The sequence below is a fragment of the Streptomyces sp. MMCC 100 genome, from assembly GCF_041538145.2.
In the GTDB taxonomy this organism is placed as follows: domain Bacteria; phylum Actinomycetota; class Actinomycetes; order Streptomycetales; family Streptomycetaceae; genus Streptomyces.
Genome location: NZ_JBGORK020000001.1, coordinates 5837473 through 5851915, shown reverse-complemented (window position 1 = coordinate 5851915; position 14443 = coordinate 5837473). Strand labels below are relative to the sequence as shown.

General features: G+C 68.4%; 12 protein-coding genes and 2 pseudogenes. 8 read left to right on the top strand and 6 right to left on the bottom strand.

What is annotated here, in order from left to right; translation table 11 throughout:
• Positions 1 to 256 precede the first annotated feature (256 nt).
• The 3 genes and pseudogenes from ABS735_RS27115 to ABS735_RS27105 form a co-directional block, all read left to right on the top strand.
• Positions 257 to 622 (top strand): hypothetical protein, encoded by a 366-nt coding sequence (locus tag ABS735_RS27115; RefSeq protein WP_373903640.1) that lies wholly within the window; start codon positions 257 to 259, stop codon positions 620 to 622.
• A gap of 565 nt (positions 623 to 1187) precedes the next feature.
• Positions 1188 to 1358, top strand: coding sequence for a hypothetical protein (locus tag ABS735_RS27110; protein ID WP_373903641.1), 171 nt, complete (start codon positions 1188 to 1190; stop codon positions 1356 to 1358).
• Positions 1359 to 1525: 167 nt separating this feature from the next.
• Positions 1526 to 1682, top strand: a pseudogene (locus ABS735_RS27105) (IS5/IS1182 family transposase); the annotation flags it as partial.
• Between the two features lie 112 nt (positions 1683 to 1794).
• Here the strand turns inward: ABS735_RS27105 and ABS735_RS27100 are convergent.
• From ABS735_RS27100 to ABS735_RS27090, 3 genes and pseudogenes are all read right to left on the bottom strand, one after another.
• Complete coding sequence (locus tag ABS735_RS27100) at positions 1795 to 1986, bottom strand: DUF397 domain-containing protein (RefSeq protein WP_373903642.1); 192 nt, start codon at positions 1984 to 1986, stop codon at positions 1795 to 1797.
• Positions 1983 to 2870 carry a helix-turn-helix domain-containing protein gene (locus tag ABS735_RS27095; RefSeq protein ID WP_373903643.1) on the bottom strand — a complete coding sequence of 296 codons (888 nt, stop codon included), beginning with the start codon at positions 2868 to 2870 and terminating at the stop codon, positions 1983 to 1985. Before ABS735_RS27095 ends, ABS735_RS27100 begins: the two co-directional genes overlap by 4 nt.
• A 46-nt stretch (positions 2871 to 2916) precedes the next feature.
• Positions 2917 to 3777 (bottom strand): annotated as a pseudogene (locus ABS735_RS27090) (AAA domain-containing protein); the annotation flags it as partial.
• 502 nt (positions 3778 to 4279) lie between these two features.
• Here ABS735_RS27090 and ABS735_RS27085 point away from each other — a divergent pair.
• Together ABS735_RS27085 and ABS735_RS27080 are read left to right on the top strand one after the other, a co-directional pair.
• Positions 4280 to 4867 carry a hypothetical protein gene (locus tag ABS735_RS27085; RefSeq protein ID WP_476755853.1) on the top strand — a complete coding sequence of 196 codons (588 nt, stop codon included), beginning with the start codon at positions 4280 to 4282 and terminating at the stop codon, positions 4865 to 4867.
• Positions 4868 to 5746: 879 nt separating this feature from the next.
• Positions 5747 to 6265, top strand: coding sequence for a transglycosylase SLT domain-containing protein (locus ABS735_RS27080; RefSeq protein WP_373903645.1), 519 nt, complete (start codon positions 5747 to 5749; stop codon positions 6263 to 6265).
• Positions 6266 to 6448: 183 nt separating this feature from the next.
• Here ABS735_RS27080 and ABS735_RS27075 read toward each other — a convergent pair whose 3' ends face one another.
• Both ABS735_RS27075 and ABS735_RS27070 read right to left on the bottom strand, forming a co-directional pair.
• Positions 6449 to 7978, bottom strand: a complete 1530-nt coding sequence (locus tag ABS735_RS27075; RefSeq protein ID WP_373903646.1) for a helix-turn-helix domain-containing protein — start codon at positions 7976 to 7978, stop codon at positions 6449 to 6451.
• A gap of 86 nt (positions 7979 to 8064) precedes the next feature.
• On the bottom strand, positions 8065 to 8262 hold the full coding sequence (locus ABS735_RS27070; protein ID WP_373903647.1) for a DUF4236 domain-containing protein: 198 nt from the start codon (positions 8260 to 8262) through the stop codon (positions 8065 to 8067).
• A gap of 335 nt (positions 8263 to 8597) precedes the next feature.
• Between ABS735_RS27070 and acnA the strand changes: the two genes are divergently transcribed.
• On the top strand, positions 8598 to 11312 hold the full coding sequence (acnA, locus tag ABS735_RS27065; RefSeq protein ID WP_373903648.1) for an aconitate hydratase AcnA: 2715 nt from the start codon (positions 8598 to 8600) through the stop codon (positions 11310 to 11312).
• Between the two features lie 61 nt (positions 11313 to 11373).
• On the opposite strand, the gene ABS735_RS27060 is transcribed toward acnA, so the two are convergent.
• Entirely contained in the window at positions 11374 to 12369 is a 996-nt protein-coding gene (locus ABS735_RS27060) for an acetylxylan esterase (protein WP_373903649.1), read from the bottom strand.
• Between the two features lie 278 nt (positions 12370 to 12647).
• Between ABS735_RS27060 and ABS735_RS27055 the strand changes: the two genes are divergently transcribed.
• Both ABS735_RS27055 and ABS735_RS27050 read left to right on the top strand, forming a co-directional pair.
• Positions 12648 to 13568: an ABC transporter permease gene (locus ABS735_RS27055; protein WP_373903650.1), complete on the top strand. Its 921-nt coding sequence runs from the start codon at positions 12648 to 12650 to the stop codon at positions 13566 to 13568.
• Positions 13562 to 14443: a carbohydrate ABC transporter permease gene (locus tag ABS735_RS27050; RefSeq protein WP_373903651.1), complete on the top strand. Its 882-nt coding sequence runs from the start codon at positions 13562 to 13564 to the stop codon at positions 14441 to 14443. Before ABS735_RS27055 ends, ABS735_RS27050 begins: the two co-directional genes overlap by 7 nt.

The following is a 14443-nucleotide window of genomic DNA, read 5'->3' as shown; positions in this document are numbered from 1 at the left end:
CCCCTTCGTATGTCAGGACGTACGGGTGGGGGCGTGGCGCCTGGGAGATGTTCAAAGACATAGTGGACCCCTTCGGGGTCTCTGATCCCCAGTACCAGCCGAGCGTCGCATAACGTTCAATTTGGGAAATTGCGCCCAAGGGGCGTCCGGGGTCCAGGGGGTCCTGTCGCGACTGCTCAGACCCCCTGGGCTCATCATTCGGCCCGTCAACGACGAACTGCGGATATCACAGATGGAAACTTCGGACAGTGAATTCGTGCGGCACAGCATCTGGGAGCATGTCCCGGAGGCTCGCCCCTTCGTGTCTGAGCTCGAAGCGGAAGAACTGGAACTTACGAACGGTGAGTGTTCCGATCCCGGTATGTATTCCATGCTGAGTTACGGGTTCGTGCACCCGGTGTTCCGACCTGCGCTGGAACAGTTGGTGGAGGCAGTCATCGTCCGCTCTGCCCGCCTGGTAGAGGCGCTCCTGGAATCTGGACGCCCTCAGGTCATCGAACTCGTCAGCATTCGCGTCACGGATCAACTGCTGGGTTTCCCCGAACTCTGGGAACGGTTTTCGAGCTATGCGGGCCCACGCATGCGGCTCGAGGCGGAGCTGCGACGCGAGTACTACTGCTGATGTTCCGTGAGATCCGGCTGGACTGCTCGTGACAGGTGGGCGGTCGGTGAGGCTGCGGGGCGATGGGATACGGCAGCTGTAAGCCCATCCTGTGGCAGTGATGCGCCACAACGAGGCCCTCGTGGTGGAGCGCCGTTCTTCGGTGTTCCACCAGGGGGAGCTCCTTTGCCGGACGCTCCCGTGGCCGCCGTGAGATCGGCTGTTCTCAGGATGGGCTGAGCATATGAATGTGACATGTTGGGTATTCCACGGGCACTTCATCGTCGGTGGACGGGGATTGTTGGAGAGACTGGTCGGTGGCAACGACACGAGCGTCCTCCGTCGTCAAGTCCTGCGGTGCTGCCGTGCTGTATGCGGTGGCGGCGGCCCTGGTGCTGTTCAGCTTCGCCATGACGGTCGAAGCGGACAACCCGGCTGCGTTCCCGGGACGACCCGACAACGACGGGGCTTTTGGAGCGCTGCTGTGCGTCGGTATCGCTGCCCTTTCGGCGACGGTGGCCGTGACATCGCTCTCGCGACGCCTGCTGTCCAGAGCTGTCTGCGCGGTGATCACCCTGGCTGCGGAATGCTGGAGTACCTCGTGCGTCTCTTCCGCGGGGAGTTCGACGACATGTGGGCGGACGACGGGGTACTGCGTTTCGTGCACGTTCGAGAGGCTCAACGCCTCCTCGCAGCCGGCATTGACCCGGACACCGGCGAGCCCAATCCGTATGCGGGCATGTTCGGGCCATGCTGACTGGCGAGGTCATTGGCCAGAAGGTCGCTTTATTTTTTCATGAAGAAGAAGGGTTGAGAAGCTGATTCCAACCTGCCGGTGCAGCCGGGCAATTAGGCTCACAAGCAGTCGAAGCCCCTGGTAGATGAGTTTTCGACCAAGAGAACCTTCTCCACCAGGGGCTTCGTGTGCTTCTTTACCCGGCCGGGATCGACGTGTCCAGCACCACCCTGCGGTTCCTGGCTGCTCGCCTGCGGGCCCGGCGTCGTGAGCGCGGGATGCGCTGGCGCCGAGTGAGTGCCGGTCGCCAGGCCCTGCTCGCTCTCGCCCATCTGCGCTCCGGGCGTGTCCGGAGCGGAGGAACGTGGCTGCAAGGTGGTGGCGAAGCAGCCCCCACTGGACGTCGAGTAGCGGTAGAGGCGGCTGGGGCAGCGACGCGTGCTGCCCCAGCGGGAGTTCAGACGCGCGAGTCGGCCGCCAGTGTCGTGAACGCCGACCAGGCGTCGCGGGACACAGCCAGCGCCTGCCTGTCCGTGTCCTTCGAGTCCCGGACGAGAACGGCCCCGGTGCGCAGGGCGACCTCGACGCAGTTGTCGCCGGAGCTGCCGCTGTAACTGCTCTTGAACCAGGCCAGTTCAGTGGTACTCATAGTGCTCCTCGCATCTGCTCCAGCAGGCTTACTGTGGCTTCACGGCCGAGGGCCTGCGAACGCAGCTTGCCATAGCGTTGGAGCATGGCGCTGACATCTTTCAGCGCTGAGATCAGAATGCTTGACTGCTGGCCCTCGGAGTAGCCCACCCACTCATGCTGAGGCGTCTCGGCCAGGTACATCAAGCCGTCGATCCCCGCGTGATCGTACTGACGCAAGGGCATCACCTGGAGCTCGACGTTCCTTCGAGCGCCTTGCTCCAGTAGGTGGTCCAGCAGCTGTCGCGCGACTTCCGGTCCACCCATGTGTCGCTCAAGCAGAGCTTGTTCGATGACGAAGCTGAAGGCCGTGTTGGGCCTCTCGGTCAGGAGTTGTTGCCGCTCCAGCCGTGCCGCGACTTGGCGCTCGATCTGTTCTTCGGAAAGCGGTGGCAGTCGCCGCTCGAAGATCGCGCGGATGTACGGCTCAGGCTGCAACAACCCCGGAATCGCCCGGCACTCGTACGCGTACAGCGAGATCGCTTCCTCCTCGATCCCTGCCCACTGCCGGAACCACGACGCCAACCCCGCCTTCCGCGTCAGGCTCTTCGCAGCCGCCCTCAGCACCCGTCCCGCGACGGCCCCCAGTGCCTCCTCCGACCGCTCCAGCAGGTCCCGTGGCGGGAACCGTTTCCCCTGTTCGATCTTGGCGACGTAGGCGACCGAGTACTGCACCAGCGGCGCGAACTGCTCCTGCGTCAGGCGGGCTTCCTCCCGCAGGGCCTTGAGGACCGCGCCGAACGTCTTCAGGCTGTCGGAGAGTTCCGGCTCGCAGTTGCCACCCCCGTTCCCGCCTCCACCCTGCCCGGCGTTCCCGCCCGCCCCACCGCCGTTGCCCGTCGTCATCGCAGCCGCCTTCCTCCGCCGCGTCCCGGCGCCGCTGGGCGGCCACGGCGGCCTGCTGCGACGCCTCCCGGGCCGCCACGGCCTCTTCCAGCAGGGCCGCCTCAGTCTCCGCGCGCGTCCGCACGGACACCGGATCCTGGCCGGGCGTGCGCAGCAGCTTCAGCGCGTCGAAGTACGCGGTCGGATCGAAGCGGGTGAGTGAGGAGTCCAGTGCGGCCAGCTCCGCCGTGCGGGCCCGGATGCCGACCAGCGCGGCCTCGATCGTGCGCCTGCGCTCCGCCGTCTCGGCCAGGCGCTCGCGCACCATGAGCGGCAGTGACACTCCGGGGTCGTCGGCGACCTCCCGTAACTGGGGCGGGCCCACCCGGACGATGTCACCCGGGCCGTGCCTGTTCTCCTTCACCACCCCCGACAGGGCGTTGTCCACGGCGATGTTGGTGGCGGACACCAGGAGCACCCGGTCACCGCGTGCGATCAGCTCGCCGATGGCCCGCTTCAGTACCGTCGTCTTGCCGGTGCCCGGCGGACCCCACACCAGATGCGTGCCCTGGCCCAGGCACGCACGGTAGGCGTCACCCTGTGCCGGGTGGAATCCCGGCGGGTCCGGATGGGGAGCGGACGCGCCGCCGATCGATCCCGCGGCCAGGGCAGCCGCCAGCGGCGCCTCGCCCAGTCCGGCGATGCCGTCGCGCAGGGCGGTGACGAGGAACGTCGGCGGCTGCTTGAGCAGCCACAGATGTGCGTCCGGAAGGTCGGCGAACTCGGCGACCTTCAGCGTGAGCAGGGAACCGTTCTGCACCGTCTCCGAGACGGTGAAGCCCTCCGCCTCGACAGCGTCGGACTCCGGCCCCGCGAGGCGCAGCCCATCCAGCTGGTCCGGCCCGATGTCGGAGCCGCGCAGGTCCATCGCGTACCAGCCGGCCTCTTTGCTGCGGACCGCCCGCCCCATCCGGTGCCAGCGCGGTTGCCTTCCGGCGCCACCCAGAATCGTCACCAACTCGCCCCAGGCCGCGGCGATCTCCTCGCGCCACCCCACCCGTCGCCCCCGCTCCCCGTCTCACCGACAGAACCCGCGCCGACCCTACCCAGCGGAGGCTGTCTGTGATCCCGCGGGCACTGTGCGGTACGGAGGGGCTCCGCATCGACGGGCATATGGAGTGACCCGAGGAACCATCCCGAAGAGTTCAAGCGCCTGCGGCAGGAGAATGCCCTACTTCCTGGGCGAACGGTCGGGGAGCGTTGCGGGGGCTGCCTGGCCGGGCGGCACCCCGGGAGCGCGGGTACGGCGGTAACACCGTGGGCCGACCCGCATGCGCGGCGCGGCCGGTCAGTACTCACCGAGCACAAGAACCCGTAGGCGCATACCGGATGCCGTAGGGGTTGCGCCGGCTCCGGCTCGAACGCGACGCGTGGCGATCGAGAAGGTTGTACGGAAAGCCGTGCGAACTCGCGTGGGATTACGCACGTTCGGAAGGCGTCATGGCTGTGAGTGGGACTGCGCTTGGTCCTGTGGAGGGCGTGAGGGCGTCTTCCGCGTGACCGGGTGGAGGGGAAGCGGGCCTATGAGTGATGTGGGCGAACCCGTGCCGTGTGCGGAGGAGATGCGGAGCGCGGCCGCGGCCTTCGTGCAACGTGTGACCGTAAGGAACAGGCTTCCGCTGGACTATTCCGTGGCCAGCCTCCGCATCGTCGACTTCCTCGTCGACGGGCTGCGTAAGAACGGGGTGGAAGAGGCGAAGGTGCGTGAAGCGCTGTTCGGCCTCGGAGCCTACGTCGGAGAGGTCCTGGTCCGACGTGCCGGCGCGACGTGGATCGACTTCGAGGCCGCCCAGCGGTCCTACTTCGGGGAGCCGGCCGGGGTACGCATGCCGGACGGCCGGGTGTGGAACCCCTTGGGCAAGATCCGGAACTGTTTCGCGGTGGGAAGCTCCCAGGAATCCCTCCGCACGTTCTACCTGACCCTGCACGGCAGGGCTCGGCGGCGGTCAGTGGCCTGACACCGAGGGGAAGGCCGGTGCCCTGCCCGTGCCCGTCACGCGCAGCCTCCTGTCCTGTATACGTGCAGGACAGGAGGGGTCTAGCGGTACCTTCCCGGGGCTCTCAGATGTCCCGGGAAGGACCAGCCAAGGCCGTGACCCCACGCTCGTGCTGGCTGATGCGGTCGGAAGTCCCAGAAATGTCCCAGAGACCTCCCACGGGCGGGGCGACGTCCCCTGGCGGCCGAGGCGGTACACGGCGCCGGAACACCGGGCAGCGGTGACCACACTGGCCGAGGCCCCGGTCCTGAAGGGCCTGCCCGCCGCCACCCCTACCACCTGCTCACGGACCTCGGCACCCGGTCCCGCTGAGGCGCGTCCCTGGACGCGCCCGCCGCGGAGTTCCGCGCGTACCGACTGACACACCCCCGTCACGCGCGTCCTCGCGCGCCACCTCGCCCGGTACCGGGACGCCGGCCTCCCCGGCGACCCCGAAGGGTGACCGTGTTGTTTCATTGAGTGATACGCCCGCCTCTGCAGGGTGACGAGAAGTGACCGTCGGGTGACCGGCTCTGTGAGGGCGCGCACAGGGCTCACGTCACACCGGGCCCGGGTTAGTAGACGCCCGACGGCCGTTCGCCCGCGTGGTCGGCGGCCGTCCGCGCGAGTCACGCGGCCGGTCTGCGAAGCGGCGTAGTAGGTCACACGCTTGCCGCGACGCCGGAGCGTTCCGCAGTGTGTTCGGCGTACCGGGGAGCCGAGCGCCGGGACCGGACGGGAAGAGCCCGTCCGTGATCCAGACACCGGCCCTGATGACGCGAAGCCGCGTCCAACGCGGACACCGCGTCGCCGACCCCCCGTCGGCCTCCCCATCACGTTCCCGAATGGAGAGGTACACCCATGTACGCCATCATGCGCCGCCCCGGCATCCGCAAGTCCGCCGTGGCCTCCCTCGCCGCCGCGGGTGCCGCCGCCGTCACCCTCACCCTCGCCCCGAGCCCGGCGCACGCCGCCGAGCCGGCCAAGGCCTCCACCGCGCAGAGCCAGGCCCAGACCGACAAGATCGAGGCCATCGTCAAGGCCGGCAAGAAGAAGCACGGTGACGACCTCGACGGCTGGATCCGCACCGCCCTGGACGTCATGGACGCCAAGAACATCCCGGGCACGTACGAGGGCCTGCACCGAAACATCATGCGCGAGTCGTCCGGCAACCCGATGGCGCAGAACAACTGGGACGTCAACGCCCAGAACGGCATCCCCTCCAAGGGCCTGCTCCAGACCATCCAGCCCACCTTTGACGCCTACCACGTCAAGGGCACGAAGGACTCCATCACCGACCCGGTCGCCAACATCGTCGCCGCCTCCAACTACGCGGCCGACAAGTACGGCTCCATGGACAACGTCGACTCCGCCTACTGACCGGCGGACCCACCGACCGCCTGAGTCCCCGGGACAACCGGTCCCGCGCGGAGGCCGGCGGGGCCCAGGCAGCACGGCGGGGCCGGAGGGACGACACGTCCCTTCGGCCCCGCCTTCGTCGCACCCCGCGCCGGGGACCTCAGGTTGGGCGGGGTTGCGGGTGCTGACCGATTCCTGGACCTTTCAGATGTCCCGGAAGATCTCGATCTGCGCCCCGATCGAGTTCAGCCGCTCCGCGAGGTCCTCGTAGCCGCGGTTGATGACGTACACGTTGCGCAGCACCGACGTGCCCTCGGCGGCCATCATCGCCAGGAGGACGACCACGGCGGGGCGCAGGGCCGGCGGGCACATCATCTCGGCGGCGCGCCAGCGGGTGGGGCCCTCGACCAGGACGCGGTGGGGGTCCAGGAGCTGGAGGCGGCCGCCGAGGCGGTTCAGGTCCGTGAGGTAGATGGCGCGGTTGTCGTAGACCCAGTCGTGGATGAGGGTCTGACCCTGCGCGGAGGCGGCGATGGCCGCGAAGAAGGGGACGTTGTCGATGTTCAGGCCCGGGAAGGGCATGGGGTGGATCTTGTCGATCGGTGCTTCGAGTTTGGAGGGGCGGACGGTGAGGTCCACCAGGCGGGTGCGGCCGTTGTCGGCGAAGTACTCCGGCGTGCGGTCGTGGTCGAGGCCCATCTCCTCCAGGACCGCCAGCTCGATCTCCAGGAACTCGATCGGGACCCGACGGACCGTCAGCTCCGACTCCGTGACCACCGCGGCGGCCAGCAGGCTCATCGCCTCGACCGGGTCCTCGGAGGGGGAGTAGTCCACGTCGGCGTCGATGACCGGCATGCCGTGCACGGTGAGGGTGGTGGTGCCGATGCCCTCGACCCGGACGCCCAGGGCCTCCAGGAAGAAGCAGAGGTCCTGGACCATGTAGTTGGAGGAGGCGTTGCGGATGACGGTGACACCGTCGTGGCGGGCGGCGGCCAGGAGCGCGTTCTCGGTGACCGTGTCGCCGCGCTCGGTCAGGACGATCGGGCGGCCCGGGCGCACCGTGCGGTCGACCACCGCGTGGTAGTGGCCCTCGGTCGCGGCGACGTCCAGACCGAAGCGGCGCAGGGCGATCATGTGCGGCTCGATGGTGCGGGTGCCGAGGTCGCAGCCGCCGGCGTAGGGCAGCCGGAAGCGGTCCATGCGGTGCAGCAGCGGGCCGAGGAACATGATGATGGAGCGGGTGCGGACGGCGGCCTCGGCGTCGATGGCCTCCATGTCCAGTTCGGACGGCGGCACGATCTCCAGGTCGGTGCCGTCGTTGATCCAGCGGGTGCGCACGCCGATGGAGTTGAGCACCTCCAGGAGGCGGTAGACCTCCTCGATGCGGGCGACCCGGCGCAGCACCGTGCGCCCCTTGTTGAGCAGCGAGGCGCACAGCAGGGCCACGCAGGCGTTCTTGCTGGTCTTGACGTCGATGGCGCCGGACAGGCGACGGCCGCCGACCACGCGCAGGTGCATCGGACCCGCGTAGCCCAGGGAGACGATCTCGCTGTCCAGCGCTTCGCCGATCCGGGCGATCATCTCAAGGCTGATGTTCTGGTTGCCGCGCTCGATGCGGTTGACGGCGCTCTGACTGGTGTTGAGCGCCTCCGCGAGCTGTGACTGCGTCCAGCCGCGGTGCTGCCGGGCGTCACGGATGAGTCGGCCGATGCGTACGAGGTAGTCGTCTGCCATGAGGTTGAGGCTATCTCAGATATGAGATCGCGCCTCTCGGGGGGTCTGTTCGGGTGACGTGACGTCAAGGAACCCCAGGTGGCGGCTCAGCGGCGCTTGCTCGTCGTCGTGCGACGCCAGCTGAAAGGTCCCGGCAAATCCATCGATGTCGTACGACGTCCGGTGCTGCTGCGGGTGTGGCGCGGGCCGTTCCCGCCCCCGGTCGTGATGGACCACGAGCGTTTGTTGATGTTCAGCCGCACTCCGGGGAGGATCCGGAAACTCTTGCGGAACGTGAGCGGCATCGTGCCCCCTTCGAGTCGCGCCGGGCGGATCCGGGCCGATCCGGGTCTGTCCGGGTCTGTCCGGCACGCATCGGATACCCCCGTTCGGCGTAGTGATGGCCGCACGGGTCACCCGGGGTGGGGTGCACGCCACACGGCGCCCGGACATGACCGGGCCGCCCCTATGTACTAGAGTTATCTCGACATCGAGATATCTGCCGAGGCGTACCGCAGCCGCACGCTGCTATCGGGTCTGGTGGTAAGGGTTACCTAACTTAGCCTTACCTTAGCGGATCGGCCAGGGTGGCGTGGCGGCAGGATGCGGTGGTACGCGCACATAAATGAAGGAGACTGTCGTGTCGGCGAACAGCTTCGACGCCCGCAGCACGCTGCAGGTGGGCGACGAGTCGTACGAGATCTTCCGGCTGGACAAGGTCGAGGGCTCCGCGCGCCTTCCCTACAGCCTGAAGGTGCTGCTGGAGAACCTGCTCCGCACCGAGGACGGCGCGAACATCACCGCCGACCACATCCGCGCCCTCGGCGGCTGGGACTCGCAGGCCCAGCCGTCGCAGGAGATCCAGTTCACGCCGGCCCGCGTGATCATGCAGGACTTCACCGGCGTGCCCTGCGTCGTCGACCTCGCCACCATGCGTGAGGCCGTCAAGGAGCTCGGCGGCGACGCGAACAAGATCAACCCGCTCTCCCCGGCCGAGATGGTCATCGACCACTCCGTCATCGCCGACAAGTTCGGCACCAACGACGCCTTCAAGCAGAACGTCGACCTGGAGTACGGCCGCAACCGCGAGCGCTACCAGTTCCTGCGCTGGGGCCAGACCGCCTTCGACGACTTCAAGGTCGTCCCGCCGGGCACCGGCATCGTCCACCAGGTGAACATCGAGCACCTGGCCCGCGTCGTCATGACCCGTGACGGCAAGGCCTACCCCGACACCCTGGTCGGCACCGACTCGCACACCACCATGGTCAACGGCCTCGGCGTCCTCGGCTGGGGCGTCGGCGGCATCGAGGCCGAGGCCGCGATGCTCGGCCAGCCGGTCTCCATGCTCATCCCGCGCGTCGTCGGCTTCAAGCTGACCGGCGAGCTCACCCCCGGCACCACCGCCACCGACCTGGTGCTCACCATCACCGAGATGCTGCGCAAGCACGGCGTCGTCGGCAAGTTCGTCGAGTTCTACGGCGAGGGCGTGGCCGCCACCAGCCTCGCCAACCGTGCCACCATCGGCAACATGTCGCCGGAGTTCGGCTCCACCGCCGCGATCTTCCCGGTCGACGACGAGACGCTGAACTACATGCGCCTCACCGGCCGCAGCGAGCAGCAGGTCGCGCTCGTCGAGGCGTACGCCAAGGAGCAGGGCCTCTGGCTGGACCCGAAGGCCGAGCCGGACTTCTCCGAGAAGCTGGAGCTCGACCTCTCCACGGTCGTGCCCTCCATCGCCGGCCCGAAGCGCCCGCAGGACCGCATCGTCCTCGCAGGCGCCGCCCAGCAGTTCAAGGCGGACGTGCTCAACTACGTGGACGTCGTCGACGAGGCCGGCAAGGAGTCCTTCCCGGCCTCCGACTCCCCGGCCGTCACCAACGGCGCCCCGTCCAACCCGGTCCGCGTGACCGCCCCCGACGGCACCTCCTACGAGCTGGACCACGGTGCGGTGACGGTCGCGGCCATCACCTCCTGCACCAACACCTCCAACCCGTACGTCATGGTCGCCGCCGCCCTGGTCGCCAAGAAGGCCGTCGAGAAGGGCCTGACCCGCAAGCCGTGGGTCAAGACCACCCTCGCCCCGGGTTCCAAGGTCGTCACCGACTACTTCGAGAAGGCGGGCCTGACCCCCTACCTCGACAAGGTCGGCTTCAACCTCGTCGGCTACGGCTGCACCACCTGCATCGGCAACTCCGGCCCGCTGCCGGAGGAGGTCTCCAAGGCCGTCAACGAGCACGACCTCGCCGTCACCTCGGTGCTCTCCGGCAACCGCAACTTCGAGGGCCGGATCAACCCCGACGTCAAGATGAACTACCTGGCGTCCCCGCCGCTGGTCGTCGCCTACGCGCTCGCGGGCTCCATGAAGGTCGACGTCACCAAGGACGCCCTGGGCACCGACCAGGACGGCAACCCGGTCTTCCTCAAGGACATCTGGCCCTCCGAGGCCGAGGTCAACGACGTCGTCGCCAACGCCATCGGCGAGGACATGTTCTCCAAGTCCTACAGCGACGTCTTCGCGGGCGACGCCCAGTGGCAGGCGCTGTCGATCCCGACCGGCGACACCTTCGAGTGGGACGCCGAGTCCACCTACGTGCGCAAGCCCCCGTACTTCGAGGGCATGGGCATGGAGCCGGCCCCGGTCGAGGACATCTCCGGCGCCCGGGTGCTGGCCAAGCTGGGCGACTCGGTCACCACCGACCACATCTCCCCGGCCGGCGCCATCAAGGCCGACACCCCGGCCGGCAAGTACCTCACGGAGCACGGCGTCGAGCGCCGCGACTTCAACAGCTACGGCTCGCGCCGCGGCAACCACGAGATCATGATCCGCGGCACCTTCGCCAACATCCGCCTGCGCAACCAGATCGCGCCGGGCACCGAGGGCGGCTACACCCGCGACTTCACGCAGGACGGCGGTCCGGTGTCGTTCATCTACGACGCCTCCCGCAACTACATCGAGCAGAACATCCCGCTCGTCGTCCTGGCCGGCAAGGAGTACGGCTCCGGCTCGTCCCGCGACTGGGCCGCCAAGGGCACCGCGCTGCTCGGCGTCAAGGCCGTCATCGCCGAGTCGTACGAGCGCATCCACCGCTCGAACCTCATCGGCATGGGCGTCCTGCCGCTGCAGTTCCCGGAGGGCCACACCGCCGAGTCCCTCGGTCTGACCGGCGAGGAGTCCTTCTCCGTCTCCGGCGTGACCGAGCTGAACGAGGGCACCACCCCGCGCACGGTGAAGGTCACCACCGACACCGGTGTCGAGTTCGACGCGGTCGTCCGCATCGACACCCCGGGTGAGGCGGACTACTACCGCAACGGCGGCATCCTGCAGTACGTGCTGCGCAGCCTGATCCGCAAGTAGGCGGCGGCGCACAACGGTTGAGGGCCGCATCCCCGGTGACGGGGGTGCGGCCCTCGCCGTGTCACACGGCCGGCAGCACGGTGGCCAGCCACTCCAGTTGGCGCCGCACATGCACCGCGTCCCCGCCCTCGTGCCCGTTGAACGGATACGCGTGGATCTCCTTGCGGGGCCCCGCGCCGGACAGCTCCCCGTACCGGTTGAAGGCGGCGTACGCCCCGCTCGGCGGGCATACCGTGTCGCGCAGGCCCACGCCGAAGTGGGCCGGCGCGTGCGCCCGGCGGACGAAGGAGACGCCCTCCAGGTAGGAGAGGGTGCGGTAGGCGGCGCCCTCGGCGCCCCGGTGCACCGACAGGTACGCGGCGATCTCGCCGTAGGGCCCCGCGTCCGTGAGGTCCAGGGCGCGACGGATGCCGCACAGCAGCGGCGCGGAGACCAGGACCGCCGCCAGGTCCTCCACCAGGCCCGCGACGGCCAGTGCGAGTCCGCCGCCCTGGCTGTTGCCTACGGCCGCGACGCGCGCCGGGTCCACGCCGGGAAGTTCCCGCACCGCGGTGACCGCGCGCACCGCGTCCGTGATGAGGCGGCGGTAGTGGTGGTCGTGCGGGTCGAGCAGTCCCCGTACCGCCGGGCCGGGGCCGCCGGGTGCGTCCGCGTGCGGGTCGAGGGTGGCGCCGCCGCAGCCGTACTGGTCGCCCTGGCCCCGGTTGTCCATCAGCAGATGCGCGTACCCGGCGGCCACCCAGGTCAGCCGCTCGTGAGGCAGGCCCCGTCCGCGCCCGTACCCGGCGTACTCGACGACCGCGGGCAGGGGCCGGTCGCCGGAACCGGCGGGTCTGCTGAACCAGGCGCGCACCGGGTCGCCCCCGAAGCCGCGGAAGGTCACGTCCCAGGTCCGGGTCAGGCGCAGTCCGGTCTCCACGGGGTGCGCCGACACCAGGGGTTCGCCGGACGGTGGTCCGGCCAGGGTGGCGTCCCAGAAGGCGTCGAAGTCGTCGGGTTCGTCGGGGGCCGGGCGGTGGTGCGCCAACTCCGTCGGCGGCAGGTCGAACGCGGGCACGGCGGCACCTCGCAGCGGGTTCGGGGAGGACTGGGCGATCGAACGACCGATCGTTGCGGTATCGGTCCAGAAAGGTGCGGTCGACCGTAACAGCTCTTCGTGGCTCTTCCCAGGTGTCGATCACCGATCGGCCAATGATTCACAGCGCTGTGGGCGGCCTGAGAATCAGCCGTGCACAGGCCATTGACACCGCTTTCCCCGTAGCTCTAGGTTGCCGCGAAGTTACCGGCAGGGGGTCGAAAGTTTCGATCGTCTGTACCTCACGGGGAGGCCGAGTCATGAGCACCTCCACCACGCCGCCCGGCTGGCGGCGTGCGCTGCGCCGCGACTGGCAGCTGTACTCACTGGCCGTACTGCCGTTGCTGTTCTTCCTCGTCTTCCGCTATCTGCCGATGATCGGCAACGTGATCGCGTTCCGCCGCTTCGAACCCGGCGGGTCGATCCTGGGGGAGCAGTGGGTCGGGCTGCGCTACGTGGAGATGTTCCTCAGCGATCCCACCTTCTGGCAGGTCTTCCGCAACACCCTCTGGATCGGCGGCCTCACGCTCGTCTTCTGCTTCCCCATCCCCATCGTGCTCGCGCTGCTCCTCAACGAGGTGCGCACCCGGGCGCTCAAGCGGTTCGTGCAGTCGGTGTCGTACCTGCCGCACTTCCTGTCGATCGTGATCGTCGCCGGCATCACCCTGCAGATGCTCGCCACCGACGGCCCGGTCAACCACGTGCTCGGCCTGCTCGGCCAGGACCCGGTCCGGTTCATCCAGGAACCCGAGTGGTTCCGCACCATCTACGTGGGCTCGGAGATCTGGCAGACGGCGGGCTGGGGCACCATCCTCTACCTGACCGCGCTCACCGCGATCGACGACGACCTCTACGAGGCGGCCCGCATCGACGGCGCGAACCGCTGGCGGCAGATCTGGCACGTCACCCTGCCCGGCATCCGGCCCACCATGATCACGCTGCTGATCCTCAACATCGGCACGTTCCTGGCGGTCGGCTTCGAGAAGATCCTGCTCCTCTACAACCCGCTGACCTACGAGACGGGTGACGTGATCTCCACCTACCTCTACCGCACCGGCGTGGAGTCCAACAGCTTCAGCTACGCCGCCGCCATCGGCCTGTTCGAGGCGGTCATCGGCCTGGTGCTGATCACCTCGGCCAACCTGCTCTCGCGCCGCACGGTGGGGACGAGCCTGTGGTGAGCGTCGACCGGCCCACCCGCGGCTACCGCGTCTTCCAGGGCGTCAACGGGCTGATCCTCACCGGTGTAGTGGTGGTGACGCTCTACCCCTTCCTCAACATCGTCGCCCGCTCCTTCAGCGGGGAGCGCCAGATCCGGTCCGGCGAGGTGACGCTGTGGCCCAAGGGCTTCAACCTCACCACGTACAAGATCGTCTTCCAGGACGGCACCTTCTGGCGCAACTACGGCAACACCGTCTTCTACACGGTCGTCTCCACCGCCGTCGCCATGGTCCTCACGACCTGCTACGCCTACGTCCTGTCCAAGAAGAACCTCAAGGGGCGCGGACTCCTCGTCGGCATCGCCGTGTTCACCATGTTCTTCTCCGGCGGGCTCATCCCCACCTACGTGCTCATCACCAGCCTCGACCTGAAGAACACGGTGTGGGCACTCGCCCTCCCGAACGCCATCAGCGTCTTCAACCTGCTGGTGATGAAGGCCTTCTTCGAGAGCCTGCCGGACGAACTGGAGGAGGCCGCCCAGATCGACGGCCTGAGCACGTACGGCATCCTCCTCAGGATCGTGCTGCCGCTGTCCAAGGCGGTCGTCGCGACCATGGTGCTGTTCTACTCCGTGTCCTTCTGGAACTCCTGGTTCGGCGCCTTCCTCTACATGGACCGCATCGAGCTGATGCCGGTCACGGTCTATCTGCGCAACCTCATCGCGGGCGCCACCGGAGGCACCGGCGCGGGCGCGGGCACCGAGCAGCTCACCCAGGTCGCGGCCAACATCCAGGCCGTCACCATCGTGCTCACCGCCCTGCCCATCCTCTGCGTGTACCCGTTCGTCCAGCGCTACTTCGTGTCGGGCGTGATGCTCGGCGCGGTCAAGGGCTGA

What these genes read in the sequence shown, in the direction of transcription:
- ABS735_RS27100 (WP_373903642.1), bottom strand. Translation starts at nt 1,986, where the DNA reads ATGAGTACCACTGAACTGGCCTGGTTCAAGAGCAGTTACAGCGGCAGC.
- ABS735_RS27055 (WP_373903650.1), top strand. Translation starts at nt 12,648, where the DNA reads ATGAGCACCTCCACCACGCCGCCCGGCTGGCGGCGTGCGCTGCGCCGC.
- ABS735_RS27080 (WP_373903645.1), top strand. Translation starts at nt 5,747, where the DNA reads ATGTACGCCATCATGCGCCGCCCCGGCATCCGCAAGTCCGCCGTGGCC.
- ABS735_RS27095 (WP_373903643.1), bottom strand. Translation starts at nt 2,870, where the DNA reads ATGACGACGGGCAACGGCGGTGGGGCGGGCGGGAACGCCGGGCAGGGT.
- ABS735_RS27075 (WP_373903646.1), bottom strand. Translation starts at nt 7,978, where the DNA reads ATGGCAGACGACTACCTCGTACGCATCGGCCGACTCATCCGTGACGCC.
- ABS735_RS27110 (WP_373903641.1), top strand. Translation starts at nt 1,188, where the DNA reads ATGCTGGAGTACCTCGTGCGTCTCTTCCGCGGGGAGTTCGACGACATG.
- ABS735_RS27070 (WP_373903647.1), bottom strand. Translation starts at nt 8,262, where the DNA reads ATGCCGCTCACGTTCCGCAAGAGTTTCCGGATCCTCCCCGGAGTGCGG.